14 protein-coding genes and 2 other annotated features are annotated in these 15,461 nt (G+C 53.2%); of the genes, 10 read left to right on the top strand and 4 right to left on the bottom strand.

Features of this window, described 5'->3' with window-relative positions:
• The first annotated feature begins 85 nt into the window (after nt 1-85).
• Both FED52_RS01515 and FED52_RS01520 read left to right on the top strand, forming a co-directional pair.
• Nucleotides 86-601: a glycerol-3-phosphate acyltransferase gene (locus FED52_RS01515; protein WP_029594574.1), complete on the top strand. Its 516-nt coding sequence runs from the start codon at nt 86-88 to the stop codon at nt 599-601.
• Nucleotides 594-2,186 (top strand): GNAT family N-acetyltransferase, encoded by a 1,593-nt coding sequence (locus FED52_RS01520; RefSeq protein ID WP_051627664.1) that lies wholly within the window; start codon nt 594-596, stop codon nt 2,184-2,186. The genes FED52_RS01515 and FED52_RS01520 overlap by 8 nt, the downstream gene beginning before the upstream one ends.
• Here the strand turns inward: FED52_RS01520 and FED52_RS01525 are convergent.
• Nucleotides 2,125-3,762, bottom strand: coding sequence for an ABC1 kinase family protein (locus tag FED52_RS01525; RefSeq protein WP_138858674.1), 1,638 nt, complete (start codon nt 3,760-3,762; stop codon nt 2,125-2,127). The two genes, FED52_RS01520 and FED52_RS01525, sit on opposite strands and share 62 nt — an antisense overlap.
• Before the next feature lie 100 nt (nt 3,763-3,862).
• On the opposite strand from FED52_RS01525, the gene FED52_RS01530 reads away from it, so the two are divergent.
• From FED52_RS01530 to FED52_RS01540, 3 genes are all read left to right on the top strand, one after another.
• Entirely contained in the window at nt 3,863-4,462 is a 600-nt protein-coding gene (locus FED52_RS01530; RefSeq protein WP_029594577.1) for a trimeric intracellular cation channel family protein, read from the top strand.
• A gap of 14 nt (nt 4,463-4,476) precedes the next feature.
• A complete protein-coding gene (locus FED52_RS01535) occupies nt 4,477-4,842 on the top strand; it encodes a DUF423 domain-containing protein (protein ID WP_029594578.1) in 366 nt (121 codons plus the stop codon).
• 459 nt (nt 4,843-5,301) lie between these two features.
• Nucleotides 5,302-6,837 (top strand): murein hydrolase activator EnvC family protein, encoded by a 1,536-nt coding sequence (locus FED52_RS01540; protein ID WP_138858675.1) that lies wholly within the window; start codon nt 5,302-5,304, stop codon nt 6,835-6,837.
• Between the two features lie 126 nt (nt 6,838-6,963).
• Here the strand turns inward: FED52_RS01540 and FED52_RS01545 are convergent.
• Nucleotides 6,964-8,534, bottom strand: a protein-coding gene (locus FED52_RS01545; protein ID WP_138858676.1) for an IS3 family transposase whose coding sequence is annotated in 2 segments (ribosomal slippage) — nt 6,964-7,895 and nt 7,895-8,534 — 1,572 coding nt in all. Because the reading frame shifts where the segments join, the coding sequence is not laid out codon by codon here.
• A gap of 88 nt (nt 8,535-8,622) precedes the next feature.
• Nucleotides 8,623-9,990, bottom strand: a complete 1,368-nt coding sequence (locus FED52_RS01550; RefSeq protein WP_371743441.1) for an amino acid permease — start codon at nt 9,988-9,990, stop codon at nt 8,623-8,625.
• A 189-nt stretch (nt 9,991-10,179) separates the two neighbouring features.
• Nucleotides 10,180-10,409, top strand: a binding site (T-box leader).
• A gap of 50 nt (nt 10,410-10,459) precedes the next feature.
• Nucleotides 10,460-10,684, top strand: a binding site (T-box leader).
• A gap of 56 nt (nt 10,685-10,740) precedes the next feature.
• Here FED52_RS01550 and trpD point away from each other — a divergent pair.
• Genes trpD through trpA form a run of 5 tightly spaced genes read left to right on the top strand, consistent with a single transcriptional unit; the run spans nt 10,741 to nt 14,975 of the window.
• Nucleotides 10,741-11,730, top strand: coding sequence for an anthranilate phosphoribosyltransferase (gene trpD / locus FED52_RS01555; RefSeq protein WP_138858678.1), 990 nt, complete (start codon nt 10,741-10,743; stop codon nt 11,728-11,730).
• Nucleotides 11,727-12,488, top strand: a complete 762-nt coding sequence (gene trpC / locus FED52_RS01560; protein ID WP_138858679.1) for an indole-3-glycerol phosphate synthase TrpC — start codon at nt 11,727-11,729, stop codon at nt 12,486-12,488. The genes trpD and trpC overlap by 4 nt, the downstream gene beginning before the upstream one ends.
• Complete coding sequence (locus FED52_RS01565; RefSeq protein ID WP_205729347.1) at nt 12,464-13,036, top strand: phosphoribosylanthranilate isomerase; 573 nt, start codon at nt 12,464-12,466, stop codon at nt 13,034-13,036. The genes trpC and FED52_RS01565 overlap by 25 nt, the downstream gene beginning before the upstream one ends.
• A complete protein-coding gene (trpB, locus tag FED52_RS01570) occupies nt 13,018-14,199 on the top strand; it encodes a tryptophan synthase subunit beta (RefSeq protein ID WP_021066001.1) in 1,182 nt (393 codons plus the stop codon). Before FED52_RS01565 ends, trpB begins: the two co-directional genes overlap by 19 nt.
• Nucleotides 14,199-14,975 carry a tryptophan synthase subunit alpha gene (gene trpA / locus FED52_RS01575; protein ID WP_138858681.1) on the top strand — a complete coding sequence of 259 codons (777 nt, stop codon included), beginning with the start codon at nt 14,199-14,201 and terminating at the stop codon, nt 14,973-14,975. Before trpB ends, trpA begins: the two co-directional genes overlap by 1 nt.
• Before the next feature lie 26 nt (nt 14,976-15,001).
• Here the strand turns inward: trpA and FED52_RS01580 are convergent, their stop codons facing one another.
• Nucleotides 15,002-15,445 (bottom strand): Hsp20/alpha crystallin family protein, encoded by a 444-nt coding sequence (locus FED52_RS01580; RefSeq protein WP_021066003.1) that lies wholly within the window; start codon nt 15,443-15,445, stop codon nt 15,002-15,004.
• Between the last annotated feature and the right edge of the window lie 16 nt (nt 15,446-15,461).

The raw sequence follows: 15,461 nt of genomic DNA on the forward strand, positions 1-15,461 counted from the left end.
GATTTCCCCTTTCGTCTAGGTGCACATTAAGAAGGTACCCGATTTCAAAAATCATACACAATTTTACAACGGGGGAGGGGTCGCTATGTGGGTCATCATCTTGGGCTATGTCGTCGGCAGTATACTTGGCGGGCGCTTATACGGCAGGTGGAGCGGTCAAGACTTGGCAACGAGTGGGTCGGGAAACACCGGTGCCCGCAATGCGTTACGGATTGGCGGGAAGCGAGCGTTCTTGTTCGTTTACGGATTCGACGTCTTGAAGACGGTACTCGTGTTGTCAATCAGCGGTCCATATTTTTTTGAGACCGGACTCGCCTTGACGCTCGGGCACATTTATCCGATGTGGCATATTCGCACCGGTGGGAAGGGGTACGCCGTATTTTCTGGAATTATATTAGCGTACAGCCCGTTATGGTTTTTAGCAGGACTTGCCATGTTGCTCATTCTCATCAAACTGACGCGTAACTCGCGCGAGACGGGGCTTGTCATGCTCATGCTCTTGCCGCTCGCGGCCTGGGGGGACGCAACAGATGTCAGTGTGGCCAGTTTGACGATGATTTTGATCATGTACCATCATATAAGGGGGAAACAACGTGCTTGAATTTCGAAGAGCGACGCCGGGGGATGCGGAAGCGATTCATCGATTGAACTATGAGACGTTTGTCGAAGAAATCCCGCAACACCATCCGAACGAGGAGCGACGACTCGTCGATCGCTTCCATGATACGAATACATACTGGATTGGATTGGCAGACGGGCAGCTTGTCGCCATGTGTGCCATCCGTGACGAACACCCGTTTTCACTTGAACAAAAAGGTGTGACGCTGCCGCCGGGAGAGTGGATTGAAGTCCGGCTATTGGCCGTGACGCCTTCCTATCGGAACACAAGGACGTTTGCCGGACTTATGCGAGCGATGCTCATGGAAGCGACAGACCGGGGTGTGGAAGGGATTGTCATCAGCGGAACCGTACGCGAACAGAAGCTATATCGACGGTTCGGGTTTATCCCGTTCGCAGAACCGGTCGGGACGGCGGAGGCGTTATACGTGCCGATGCAGTTGACGCGCTCTGGGTTCATGCAGTCAGAGACCGCTCGAACGTTGCGGCCAAAGTTACTCCTCGCCGGTCCCGTCGAACTGTCGAATCAAGTGCGCGCTGCGCTTGCCGCTCAGCCGGTATCACATCGGTCGACTGAGGCCAGCCGTTTGCTCCATTCGGTCCAGTCGAGGCTGAGCCATCTCGTCAAGTTGCCTCATGTTTACACATTACTCGGGAGCGGGACGATTGCGAACGATGCCGTCGCTGCCCAGTTGCACGGACGTGGCGTGATCATCGACACAGGGGAGTTCGGACGGCGGCTGATTGACCATGCCAATCGGGCTGGTCTTGAATTTGATGTCGTCCCGCTTTCGGCTGGGCGTCGTCTCGACTTAAAGCGAATCGGACAACATGCACCAGATTGGATTTGGACGGTCCATTGCGAGACGTCGACGGGGAAGCTGGTCGATTTGGACCAGTTGCGTAAGTATGCACACACACATCCGACGAAGATTGCGATTGATGCCATCAGTGTGGTTGGGACGAAAGTGACCGACTATTCGTTCGCGCATCTGGTGACGTTCGTCTCGGGCAAAGCGCTCCGAAATGCCCCTGGATTGGCGTTTGTCGCCATGCGAGAACGAGCTGTCCCGAACCCGTCGATTCCGCGTTATTTAGACTTGGCAGGCTATGACCCAATCGCCTTCACGCAATCGGTCCCGCTCATTCAAGCGATGGACGTCGCCTTGCGCGAACTGACGGACGCGGAGATTGCGACCCATCAATCCAAACTTGATGCGTTCGTACATGAACTGGTGCGCCGCGGTATATCGGTTGAACTCGGGGACGATCAAGCGCCCGGCATTTTTTCGCTCGCGCTGCCAGACACACTGTCCTCGATTGAGCTAGGATATCAATTGGCGTTCCATGGCTATCAAGTGCAGTACGAGAGCGTTTATTTGCGGCGTGCGAACTGTCTCCAAGTCTCCACGATGGGATGGACGACCGACCGGGATTTGCAGCAAGTCGCCGCCTATATCGGTACGTGGCTCCAGAAAAAAACCGCCACTCCAGGGAGTGACGGGTTCAGACGCGGAAATCTTGGCGGGCCAAATGACGAATCTTTCGACCGAGGCGTCTTGAGTTGAAATAAGCGATGACCGAGACGACGCCACCTGACCAGAACAGCCACTCATCCGGTCGGAGATAGCCGAATAGCCCGACGACAAGGCCGAGGATAATCAAGCCAGCGTTGAACGTTTGACGATGGAGCAGTTCTTTCGACTCGAGCTCACGTTGGAACATCGCTTGTTCGGACAGGCGCTTCCGGGTCGGCTCTTTCAAATAGTTATCGAGGAGTGGCGGGACGTTCAGCAACTTCTTGCTGTAGTTGAGCGCCGTCATGACGTAACGGTTCTGAATCGTCGTCCCATCGGACTCGAGCCATTGAATGACAATCGGTTTACCGAGCGTAAACAAATCGATTTTTGAATCAAGGATTTGCAGAATCCCGAGCAGCGTCGAAGCGGCCCGACCGAAGAAGGCGAACTCGGCCGGCAGTTGGATCGGCTCGTTCTTGACGAGCAGTTGGATATCTTGCAACACTTTTTCGATCAGCTTCGTATCGACCGTATCGATATCGGTCTCTAAATAGAACGTGACCGCTTTTTCAAGCGCTTGACGAATGTTATGCTTGTTCGCCGTCGGCAACAGGAAACGCAAGTCCTCAAGTCCGTCGACGACACCGTCATAATCAAGCGAGATGAACGCCTGCAAGATTTTACGGATCGTCGCCATGTCTTGGGCAGTCGATGACCCGACCATTCCGAAGTCGAGCAGGATGATCGTCCCGTCGGCCCGGATTTGGACGTTTCCTGGGTGGGGGTCGGCGTGGAATTGTCCGCCGAACAACAGTTGCTCGGCTGCCATCGTGAACAACCGTTTGGCAAGTGCGGAGCGGTCGATATTATTTTCTTTTAAGAAAGCGAGGTCGGTGATGCGGCGGGCTTCGACCCAATCCATCGTCAACACCCGATTCGTACAAAGGTGGTCATAATAGTCCGGGATGTACACGTCGGGGTTATCGGCGTATTTCGCTTTGAAATAATGGGCGTTCTTCAATTCGGTTTGGAAATTTAACTCGTCCCCGATGACAAAAATCATTTGGCGATATAAGCTATCTAAGTCGGTCGATTTTGCCAGCGATGTCCGCTTGAGCATCGTCGTGACGATTCGCATCGCTTTGAAGTCGGTCCGAATGATCTTTTCAATGTCTGGACGCTGGATTTTCAAGGCGACGCGCTTCCCGTTCTCAAGCAACGTCGCGCCATACACTTCCCCGATTGAGGCAGAGGCGACGGCGTCGATTCCGACGTCTTTCACAACTTGTGTATACGGGACGCCCCATTCTGCTTCCAGGATGGCGCGGGACTTGTCCCAGCCTGATGTAGGGACACGGTCGACGAGCTCGGATAACTCGTTCAATACAGAAGGAGGCAACAAGTCGGCCCGAATCGATAGAAACTGCCCGAGCTTGATGAGCAGCCCTTCGAGCCGGAGTGCGTTCCGCTTATACTCGCGGGCAAGGTTCAACATGAGCGTCTCATACTCTTCGGTTGACGCGAGACCTTGTTGCTGTTTGCGGGAGAATGCATAAATTTTAATGATGAATCGGGCGAACATCGTGACGATAATCCATATGCGGAACAAGGCGATTCGTTTCATAAAAGTACCGACATCCTTTACAAGCAGTCGCTCGACTGATCTGATTTTTTATATCTTAACTTTACCACAGAATGCTTTAAAGAAAGGGCAAGGGATATTTATGGAGTGGGAATTACTCAACGTCGTCGGAACGATTGCGTTTGCGGCGAGCGGTGCCATCATCGCGATGGACGAGAAATATGATATTTTTGGGGTATGGTTGCTCGCTTTCACAACAGCTTTCGGTGGCGGGGCCATCCGAAACGTCTTGCTCGGAAACCCGGTCAGTTTGATTTGGCAACAAAACGATCTCTTCATCCTTTGTTTTCTTGTCGCATTGCTCATCTTCCTGCTGCCAAACGTTGTTTTGCCGCATTGGGAACGCTGGGGCGTCATCGTGGACGCAATCGGTCTCGTCGCCTTCGCGTTTCAAGGAGCACAGGTCGCCATCAAGCTTGATTTACCATTATCGGCCGCGATTGCAGCGGCCGTTTTGACGGGTGTCGGTGGCGGGGTCGTCCGTGATTTGTTGGCCGGCCGAAAGCCTCTCGTCCTACAATCGGAAGTATATGCGATTTGGGCGATCATTATCGCGGTCGTCACATATTATTTCCGTCTTGAAGGAGGACTTCCTGTCTATACGTTACTTGTTGTCGTTGCGGCGCTTCGAGTGATATCCTACTATCGAAAGTGGAATTTACCTGCACGTAAAGTGCGATAAGGGGGAAATTAGTGATGAAAGCTTTACTTATTATTGGCGCCGCTTTAATGGCGCTCGGCGTCGCGTTCGGTGCGTTCGGGGCCCATGCGTTGAAAGAACGTCTGGCACCGAATATGCTTGCGAATTGGCAGACCGGTGTGCTCTATCATATGATTCACGCTATCGGCATCATCGCTTTAGCGAGCATTTTGATGAAAGTGAGCATTAGCCAGTTCAACACAGCAGGATGGCTCATGTTTGCCGGGATTCTCTTTTTCTCAGGCAGCCTGTATGTCATGGCATTGACCGGAATCACGAAGCTTGGAGCGGTCACACCAATTGGTGGCGTGCTGTTTATCGCCGCATGGGTGTTCGTCATCATCGGCGCATTCAAATTGTAATCAAACGTTAACGTCTGATTAACAGTCTTCCTGTATCATTCAAGGTGTGAGACCCCTTGTCTCCACACCGACGAACAATTGGCCCGTTTAGCCTTTTTCGCCTGGAGCGAGAGACTAAATAGGCCCTTTTTACGTTTTTTGGAAATGGTTAGACTTAGAAAAATACCTGGATTATACTTTTTTAATATAAGGTCAATAATTTCCTATTTTCATCTATTATTACAACTATGTTTCGAGAAAAGAAAAGTGAAAAAATGTTGAAATATAAAGGGGTGGGGAGCCGTATAAGGTTTCCCACCCCTTCGTCGTAATAAAAGTGAAATATAACTTTAACAGGAAAACATTCGACACTTCGATATAATTAGTCGTGTTGAAACTAAAAAAATAATCGTTTTTGTTACATAGCAAAACGACTGACCTTTAAATAGTACGTGAACCCTAACCCCGTCAATAGAAAGGATGTCCCCATTGATCAATTGGAAACGCACCGTCTCGACACTCACGCTTAGCGCGCTTCTTCTTGGGACGCACTCGGTGGCTGATGCCTCGACGTCAATCAAGGAGAAACAAGAGCAGCAGAAGAAAGTGCAAGAGCAACGGAATAACGTCAAACAGAACCAATCGAATACGTCTTCGAAAATTAAGCAAAATAAAAATGAAATCTCGAAAGTTCAAGCTGAAGTCAACAAGATGGATGCCCAACTTCAAGACATCATCAATGATGTCGCAGCGAAACGCCAAGAAATCAAGCGTACTGAGTTGAAAATTGAAGACCTCGAAGCTGACATTAAAGGCTATGAGAAGAAGATGAAGGCTCAAGAAGCAATGATGAAAGAGCGTATGGCCACGATGCAAACGAATGGCGGCGGCTCAATCAATTGGGCTGAGTTCATCTTCGGTTCGAAAAACTTCTCGGACTTGATCACACGGATGATCACGGCCGGAACGATTCAACGAAGCGACCAAGAGTTGTTTGAAGACTATGAAGCGACGCGTCAATCGTTACAAGAAGCGCAAGCATCACTTAAAGAAGAACGCACATCGCTCTTGAAGCAACAAAAAGCGCTAGAAGTACGTCAAGCTCAACTCGAGAAGAAGATGAAACAGCGCGAAGCTCGCATCAAAGAGCTCGAGGACAAGAATATCAAATTCGAATCGCAAATCTTCGACCTTCAAGAAATCGAAGCGACGTTAATCGCGCAAGAAGAAGCGATTGCGGCTGAGATTGAAGCGCAACGTCGTGAGGAAGAAGAAGCGCGTCGTCGTGCTGAAGAGGCGGCTCGTCAAGAAGCAGCCCGTAAAGCTGAAGAAGCTCGCCAAGCAGAAGCGGCGCAAGCAGCAGCAGCGGCCCGTCAAGCAGAAGAAGCAAGAGCGGCAGCGGCTAAAGCCGAGGCAGAACGAGCAGCAGCTCAAAAACAGCAGAACAATAACAATAATACCCAGTCGTCTTCATCTTCAAACCAGACGACACAAAATAGCACACCGGCACCGAAACCGGCTGCGCCAGCACCAAAGCCGGCGCCGGCACCAGCGCCTAAACCAGCTCCGATGGCACCGACCACATCGGCACCGGCACCATCGGGCGCAATGTTCATTCAACCGACAACGGGACGTTTCTCACAAGGATGGGGACCGGCAAGCGGTCAATTCGGCTACTCGTTCCATAACGGCGTCGATATCGCTGGACCTGTCGGAACACCAATCCGTGCCTCGGCAACGGGAACGGTCATCCGTGCCGGCTGGGGTGGCGCATACGGGAATCACGTCATGATTGCCCACGTCATCAACGGACAAGTTTGGACGACGGTCTATGCCCACATGAACTCGGTCTCAGTAAGCGCCGGTCAACGTGTGACACAAGGCCAAAACATCGGCGCGATGGGTAGCACAGGGAACTCGACTGGCTCACACTTGCACTTCGAGGTTCATCAAGGCAGCTACTCGTACTCAGGAACGAGCGCGGGTAGCACAGTCAACCCACGTCAGTTCTTCTAATGATCAACGAGGACCCGTCAATCGTGACAGGTTCTCGTTTTGTGTCCCATCAAAACCAAAAAACAAGCGCCTATCCGTTGTGAACTGCTCCCCGTCAAGTAGACAGTGTAAATAATGAAAACCAACCTAGGCGGCTTGAGACCTGTATTCGACAGGACTCAGGCCGTTTAGTCGTTTCTGGAAACGGTCGTGGTTGTAGAACGCTATGTAGTTCTCGATTGCCTTCGTCAGTTCGCTATAGGCCTGGAACTCACGCAAATAGTACATCTCCACTTTCAGGGTGCCCCAGAAACTCTCGATTGGGGCGTTGTCGATACAGCGTCCCACGCGGGACATGCTGTGGGTCAGTCCCGCGTCCTCTACCATGCGTTTGAACCCTCTCGAGGTGTATTGGAACCCTCGGTCGCTATGGATCATCAGACTCGCTCCTGTACGTAGACGCGCGATGGCTGGCATCATCGTTTTAAAGACGAGCCCGTTGTTGTTGGACTTCCCGACACGATAGGCGACGATTGAGCCGTCGTACAGGTCGATAATCGCGCTAAGGTACGCCTTCTTTCCGGCACCGTATTTGAACTCGGTGACGTCGGTGCACCATTTCTCGTCCGGCCGGGCCGCGCTGAACTCTCGGTTCATCAAGTTCTCGGCCACATGCTGTGGCGTTGACTTCTTATGTTTCCTCCGCTTCCGGCGGATGATCGATTGAATCCCATGGCTATGCATCAAACGATAGATTCGCTTTTCATTGAACGGGGACAAGCTTTGTTGCCGGCGTAACCGATTGATGGTCATCGTGATCCGACGGTACCCGTATGTCCCGTTCGCCTGATCATAGAGTAGACGGATGTCCTCCAGGAGCTTCTCGTTCTCTTCTTGACGCACCGATATGGTGCGATTCAACCATTTGTAATAGGCCGCCCGTGAGATGCCGGCGACCCGGCAGAGGAGCACAATCGAGAGGGCTTCCTCTTCGTTCAATTCTTTGATGGCGATATATCTTTGCTGTAGCCGTACCTGGCTGATCACGACCTCCTCTCGATCTCCTCTAACTTTTTTAGGAACAGGTTGTCCGCACGAAGAAGTTCGTTCTCAAGCTCCATTTGCTGGATACGACGTTTCAGCTTCTCTTCTTCACTTAGTTCATCCTCTGGCTTCGTACGCCCACGGCGGTCTAGGAGCGCTTCGGCCCCGGTCGTGTCATACTTCTTGACCCAGCCATAGACCTGGGCATAGGATACCTGATATTGTTCCGCGGTCTGCTGGTAGTTGCGACCATTCTCCAAACAGTATTTCACGATCTCAAAGCGCTCTTCAAATGTAGTTTTTCTTCCTTTTGTCATAGCTAGACCCATCCCTTTTCTCGAATCTGTTAACTCGCTATGACTAGTATACTTCCTAATCCATCTGTGAAGAACAGACCAGTGACTGATTTGATGTTTGGAGAGTGTCTCTAGTTTAGTGAGACCACCGAGATAGTCACGGACCGCCGCAATCTTCTGTTCCTTGGTGTAGGGCTTCCATGTCCTCGATTGCTTCAACGCGTCAATACCGCCGGTATCGAATTTTACTTTCCATAACTGAAGGGTGTCCATAGAGACGTCATGTGCCTCCCTGATTTCCTTCCAGGTATATGTGCCTTGATTCATCATGCGCAGCGCGCTCAGTTTTTGTTCGATCGTATGTCGACTTCTCGTCATAAAAAAACACTCCCCAATCAGATAAACAGATTTGTTATTTCATCTGTCTACTTATTGGGGAGCATATCATTGCGGACAGGCGCTTGTTTCAGTTGGCTTGTTCGATGTCGTTTAATTGTTCGTTCGCTTTGCGGAAGTGCTCACGCACGAGATAGATGACGGTCAATCCGACCAACCACGGAATCCCGAACTTGAGCAGAATATTGAAGTCGGTGAACCATGTCGTGATCATGAGGCTGAGCAATAGTCCGGCACCGAGTAACGGCAAGAACGGGTAACCGATCATGCGGACCGGTAATTTGCGTCCTGTCCACTTTTTGCGGAAGAACAGGTGCGAGACGAATACCATGAACCATGTGAAGATGGCTCCGAACATCGAGATCCCCATGAGGAACGGATACGACGATTCCATGAACACTTGAAGCAGCGCCGCGAGAATGATTCCGCCTGTAGAGACGAGCAAGGCGGGCATTGGAATCCCGCTAGTGCTGACTTTTTTAAAGAGACGCGGAGCATCACCAGCTTCGGCGAGGGAATACATCATTCGCGTTGAAGCATAGAGCTGAGCGTTCATCGCTGACAACGCAGCGATCAAGATGACAAAGTTTAAAATGCCGGCTGCGCCAGGCACGTCGAACTGCTGCATGACGAGAACGAATGGGCTTTGATCAATCCCGGCTTGCTGCCAAGGGATGAGCATGAGCATGATGGCGATTGTGACGAGATAAAAGAACGTCAACCGGAATACCGTCGCACGTAGCGCTTTCGGGACGGCGCGGTCCGGGTCTTTCGCTTCGCCGGCCGTGACGGCGACGAGCTCGGTCCCGAGGAAACTGAAGAGGGAGATGAAAATCGTCACCCACATGCCGTAAAATCCGAAAGCGAAGAAGCCTTCATCGCCGGCTGTGATGGATTCAATCGGTGAAACGGGTTGACCGAACAGCGTGGCGGCACCGAGCACGATAAATAGAATGATGGCCGTTACTTTGATGAACGATAACCAGTATTCGGTCGTCCCGAACGTATGGACGTGCCGGGCGTTGACGTAGATGAGCAATCCGCCGAATACGGCGACCCAGACGAATCCGTTCACGTCGGGGAACCAGTACCGCATATAGATGGCGATTGCGCTCACTTCGACGCCGATGGCGAGGACGTTGGCGACCCAGTACGAGTAACGGACCAAAAAGCCGGCGAGCGGATGGACATAGCGTTCGGCGATTGTGCCGAACGAGCCCGAGGTCGGATGGGCGACGGTCATCTCAGCGAGACAGCCCATCAATAACAGGACGATGAAGGCTCCGATGGCGTAACTGACGAGCACACTCGGTCCTGCCGTTTGGATAGCGAGCCCGCTTCCGAGGAAGAGGCCCGTCCCGATGGCGCTACCGAGCGAAATCATCGTCAACTGCCGCGTGGACAGTTCACGTTTTAATTTGCTAGTTTCCAAAGTCAATTCTCCTTTAGTTGAGTGAAGTGTTGTTGGGGACGACTATAGCAGACAAAAAAATCAAGTGTCAACTCGCGAAATCGCAAAAGACGGTATCGATTCGGCCGCACCTATAGAAGCAAAGTTTTTTTACATGCTTTTGTTTGACAGGAGGTTTCTCGACCTGTATAGTACGAGTTAACTTAATTGAAACGAATAAAGGCGTCGACGAAGAGAAGTAACGACGGTCCCCGTATGACAGAGAGCTGATGGTTGGTGTGAATCAGTATGCGGGACGTCGCGAATGGACTTCCGAGCTCTAAACCGAAACTTTTAGTAGGCTTTAGCGGGTCACCCACCGTTACCATGGGAAAGCGGATGTTTGTCCGTGAAGTGGGTTCTACGGAACCAACGAAGGTGGCACCACGGGGTTACTCGTCCTTCTCATAGCGCAAGCTATGAGTCGGGCGGGTGACCCTTTTTCGTTTCAACACATCATAAATCAGTGATTGAGAAGAGTAGCGTGAACAAGTCTCGTTCAGAGAGCCGGGGGTGGTGGGATCCCGGCCGAGGCCATCACGTGAATGGGCTCATGAGAGCATGGCTGAATCAAGTAGGTCATGACGGTTTCCTCCGTTATCGGGATACGATGTGATAGCATCGGAAAGTGGGATCAATCGATCCAACGAGAGGTGGCACCGCGGTCCATACCGTCCTCCATACGACAGACGTCGTATGGAGTTTTTTTATACCCAAAATGCTTGAGGAGGAACGGACATGTTAACACGACTATTGACGAACCCATTGACGACGAATGAAATGAAACTGGCAGCGGCCGAGCTGTTCCAAGCCGATGAAGCGCAAATCGCCGAGGTGTTACTCGCCATGAAAGCGCGCGGTGAGACGGCTGAGGAGATGGCCGGACTCGCTGACTATATTCGTGAGGCGGCAACGTTCCCCGAGACGACGCTCCCTGTGCTCGACGTCTGTGGCACAGGCGGTGACGGGGCGAACACGTTCAACATCAGCTCGACGGTCGCGTTCGTCTTAGCGGGGCTCAACATCCCGGTCGCCAAACATGGGAATCGCAGCGTGTCGAGCCGGTCAGGCAGTGCCGACGTCCTCGAGTCATTGAATATCCCGATCGTCCAAAGTCATGAGGCGATGCTCGCCGACCTTGAGCGGACGAACTTGAGTTTCTTGTTCGCCCAACACATCCATCCGGTCATGAAACACGTCATGCCGGTCCGGAAACGACTCGCAACGGCGACCATCTTCAATCAAATCGGCCCGTTGACGAACCCGCTCAAGCCGAAGCGGCAATTGATCGGCGTGTACCATCCATCGCTCATCGAGAAGATGGCGACGGCGATGCGCCACCTCGGCGTCGAGCGCGGAATGGTCGTCCATGGGGCGGGCGGGCTGGATGAAGCGAGTCTCGCTGGAAGAAATGACGTCTTGTTCTTCAACGGCGACAAAGTGGCCCGTTACACCGTCGACCCGCGCGACGTCGGATTGATGCGAGCTCCGCTGTCGGCCTTGCAAGGCGGGACACCAGCTGAGAATGCGGCGACGCTCCTGGCCGTCTTGAACGGAGAGCAGGGATCGGCGCGAGACGTCGTCTTATTGAACGCCGCGCTCGCCCTCTGCACATATGGGACGGTCCAGACGCTTCGCGAAGGCGTCGCCGCGGCAACGGCAAGCATTGATGAAGGGCACGCCATCCGCGTGCTCAAACAATTACAACGAACGGAGGTTGGCGCATGAGCTACTTGACGAAAATCATCGGAACGAAAATTGAAGAGGTCAATCAAATGGAAGACATCGAGGTGACGCGGACGACAGCCATCTCATTACCGCTTTTAATGAAGGACGGCTTTCATGTCATCGCCGAAATTAAGCGGTCCTCCCCGTCAAAAGGAGTGATTCGCCAAGAAGTGGACGTCGTGAGCCGGGCCCGCACGTATGAACAGGCAGGGGCGACAATGATTTCCGTTTTGACGGATACGACCTACTTCAACGGTTCGTTCAACGACTTGCATGATGTCGCGGCCGCTGTTGAGATCCCAGTCCTCTGCAAAGACTTTATCATCGATGAACGACAGCTCGACCGGGCGAAGGAAGCTGGAGCGAGTGCGGCACTGCTGATTGTCGCGGCGCTCCATCCGAGCCGGCTTCATACCTTAAAACAGTATGCGCGGTCCATCGGCCTCGACGTGCTTGTCGAAGTTCATGATGAGGCCGAGCTCCAGACGGCGCTCGAACTGGGCGATGTATTGATTGGCATCAACAATCGAAACTTGAAGACGTTCGAGGTCTCGCTCGACACGTCGGTCGACTTGATGACGAAGTATCCAGATGTCGCGTTCGTCAGCGAGAGCGGCGTCAGCACAGGCGAGGCGGCCCGTCGGTTACAGACGGCCGGGGCCCGAGCGATTCTCGTCGGGGAGGCGCTCATGCGACAGGACGACCCGACAGCCTTGATTGAGGAGTTGACATCATGTTCGTTAAAATATGTGGACTGACGACCGAGGCCAGTGTCGCGACGGCGGTAGAGGCCGGAGCGGACGCCATCGGGTTCGTCTTTGCGGATAGCCCGCGCCAAATCGACATCGCGACGGCGCAACGGCTTCGAGGGTTCATCCCGGAAGATGTCCGAGTCGTCGGCGTATTTCTCGATCCAACAATTAAAGAGGTCGAAGCTGCCGTCGCTTGCGGGTTGACCGACATTCAATTGCACCGTCGGACACGGCCACTTGAAACGTTCCGTCAGTTCGGTCTCCCGATCATCGAAGCGGATCACGAGTCGGAGGCCGACATCATTTTACTCGACGCGCCAACGCCGGGTAGTGGGCAGGCGCTTGATTGGGAGACGCTGGAACGTCCGGAGCGAACGTTTTGGCTCGCCGGTGGATTGAACGTCGACAATGTCGGTGCGGCGATTCGCGCCATGCGACCGGACGGCGTCGATGTCTCGAGTGGTGTGGAGACGAACGGACAGAAAGATCACGATAAGATTCGCGCGTTCATCCGACGCGCCAAGGAGGAAACACAATGTATACACAACCAGTGAACGGAAAGTTTGGACCATATGGCGGAAAATATATCCCTGAGACGCTCATGCAAGCAGTCGAAGAGCTCGAAGTGGCTTACGAGGAAGCGAAACAAGACCCTGAATTCCAGGAACGCTTCAACGATCTCCTCAGCGAATACGTCGGTCGAGAAACGCCACTCTATTATGCGGAGAACATGAGCCGCCGCCTCGGGACGAATGTCTATTTAAAACGAGAAGATTTGAACCATACCGGTGCCCACAAAATCAACAACACGATCGGCCAGGCGCTCCTCGCCAAACGAATGGGCAAACAAAAAGTCGTCGCCGAAACAGGGGCCGGACAGCACGGAGTCGCTACGGCGACGGTATGTGCGCTGCTCAATCTCGAATGTACGATTTTCATGGGTGAGGTCGACGTCGAACGTCAAGAATTGAACGTATTTCGAATGGAGTTACTCGGTGCGAAAGTCGTTCCCGTTAAGTCGGGGAGTCGAACGTTAAAAGATGCCGTCAACGAGGCGCTCCGTTACTGGGTCAAACATGTCGATGACACGCATTACGTGATGGGGTCGGTGCTCGGACCGCACCCGTTCCCGACGATGGTCCGCGATTTCCAAAGCGTTATCGGGACAGAGACACGTCGTCAAGTGCTCGAGAAGACAGGTCGTCTCCCTGACGCGGTCGTTGCCTGTGTCGGCGGCGGTAGCAATGCGATGGGCATGTTCTATCCGTTCTTGAATGACGAAACAGTCGCCTTATACGGTGTCGAGGCAGCAGGGAGCGGTGTCGACACGGACAAGCATGCGGCAACGCTCACGAAGGGCGAGGTCGGGGTGCTTCACGGGTCGCTCATGTACGTGCTCCAGGACGCAGCCGGGCAAATCCAGGAAGCCCACTCGATTTCGGCCGGACTCGATTATCCGGGTGTCGGACCAGAACACAGCTTCTTGAAAGATATCGAACGGGTCCGCTACGCGGCGGTCACGGACGAGGACGCACTCGCAGCCTGCATGTCGCTCAGCCGCCAAGAAGGGATTATTCCGGCACTTGAGTCATCGCATGCGCTCGCTTATGCGGAAACGCTCGCCCAAACGATGGACGAGGACGACGTGCTCGTCATCTGTCTATCTGGTCGCGGGGATAAGGATGTTCATACGATTCGAGAAAGGGTGACTCAATGATGAGATTAGATGAAGCGATTCGACAGCGGAGTGAAGGGACGGCGTTCGTCCCGTACATCATGGCCGGGGACGGCGGACTCGATCACTTGATTCCGACGATTGAACGGCTAGAAGCGATGGGAGCGACGGCCATCGAACTCGGAATTCCATTCTCGGATCCGGTGGCAGACGGTCCCATCATCGAGGCGGCTGGAATGCGCGCCCTCGAACAAGGTGTGACGTTGACGGACGTGTTGGACCATTTAATAGAAGGAACGGGTCGTTTTTCGGTGCCGATCGTCTTGATGACGTACTTGAATCCGGTGTTCCGGTTCGGGGTCGAGCGTTTCTTCGAGCGGGCGGCAGCGTCTGGGGTCAGTGGCGTCATCATTCCCGATTTGCCGTTTGAAGAGAGCCTCGATTTGTTCGCTGGCATCGATCGTCACGGAGTCGCGGTCGTACCGCTCGTCACGTTGACGAGCAGTCAGACCCGCATCGACACGATTCTGGATCAGGCGGAAGGATTCGTCTATGCGGTGACGCTCAAAGGGACGACTGGGAAGACGGACGTGTTCCCGGATGAGTTACTCGAGCACTTGCGTTCGTTGACGGCACGTTCGCCCGTACCGGTGCTCGCCGGTTTTGGTGTCCATCGCACCGATCAGGTCCGGACGCTCGGATCAGCCTGTGACGGGGTCGTCGTCGGTAGTTTCATCGTCGAGGCGCTCCATGCGGGACGTGAACAGGACGTGGCCACGTTGATTGCATCGGCGCGGACGGTCAACGCAAAAAAATAAGGGTCGTGCCTCGGCACGATCCTTATTTATTCTTCGATTTCAATGGTGCGGGTGCTCGAGCCGTCATCGGCTTTCGGTACGGTCAAGTGGAGCACGCCGTCTGACAGTTTCGCTTTGATGGCATCTTCTTTCACGTTCGGTAGATAGAGTGAACGTTGCATCGATGTGACGCGGCGTTCCCGATAGACGTAGTCTTTGTCTTCTTCCCTCTCTTCACGTTGGTCGACCGAGAGGATGAGATAGTCTTTGTCGTAGCGGATGTGAATGTTATCTTTTTTGATACCTGGCATCTCGGCCTCGATGACGTATTGGCCGTCCTGGTCCCGGACGTCGAGTTTGAACGAGTCGAGGAACGACGTCGCGCCGTCTTTCGGATCGAACAGTTGATTCATCCGATCAAAGACGTCGCCGAACAAATCTTTGCGCAATCGCTCGAGCTCATTCTTCCGGAATGGCGTCAAATCGAACATACAAATTCCCCCTTCA

Source organism: Exiguobacterium mexicanum (assembly GCF_005960665.1).
Lineage (GTDB): Bacteria > Bacillota > Bacilli > Exiguobacteriales > Exiguobacteriaceae > Exiguobacterium > Exiguobacterium mexicanum_A.

Coding starts and splice junctions, on each gene's coding strand:
- FED52_RS01515 (WP_029594574.1), top strand. CDS start 86: ATGTGGGTCATCATCTTGGGCTATGTCGTCGGCAGTATACTTGGCGGG.
- FED52_RS01525 (WP_138858674.1), bottom strand. CDS start 3,762: ATGAAACGAATCGCCTTGTTCCGCATATGGATTATCGTCACGATGTTC.
- FED52_RS01530 (WP_029594577.1), top strand. CDS start 3,863: ATGGAGTGGGAATTACTCAACGTCGTCGGAACGATTGCGTTTGCGGCG.
- FED52_RS01535 (WP_029594578.1), top strand. CDS start 4,477: ATGAAAGCTTTACTTATTATTGGCGCCGCTTTAATGGCGCTCGGCGTC.
- FED52_RS01540 (WP_138858675.1), top strand. CDS start 5,302: ATGTCCCCATTGATCAATTGGAAACGCACCGTCTCGACACTCACGCTT.
- trpD (WP_138858678.1), top strand. CDS start 10,741: ATGTTAACACGACTATTGACGAACCCATTGACGACGAATGAAATGAAA.
- trpC (WP_138858679.1), top strand. CDS start 11,727: ATGAGCTACTTGACGAAAATCATCGGAACGAAAATTGAAGAGGTCAAT.
- FED52_RS01565 (WP_205729347.1), top strand. CDS start 12,464: ATGTTCGTTAAAATATGTGGACTGACGACCGAGGCCAGTGTCGCGACG.
- trpB (WP_021066001.1), top strand. CDS start 13,018: ATGTATACACAACCAGTGAACGGAAAGTTTGGACCATATGGCGGAAAA.
- trpA (WP_138858681.1), top strand. CDS start 14,199: ATGAGATTAGATGAAGCGATTCGACAGCGGAGTGAAGGGACGGCGTTC.
- FED52_RS01580 (WP_021066003.1), bottom strand. CDS start 15,445: ATGTTCGATTTGACGCCATTCCGGAAGAATGAGCTCGAGCGATTGCGC.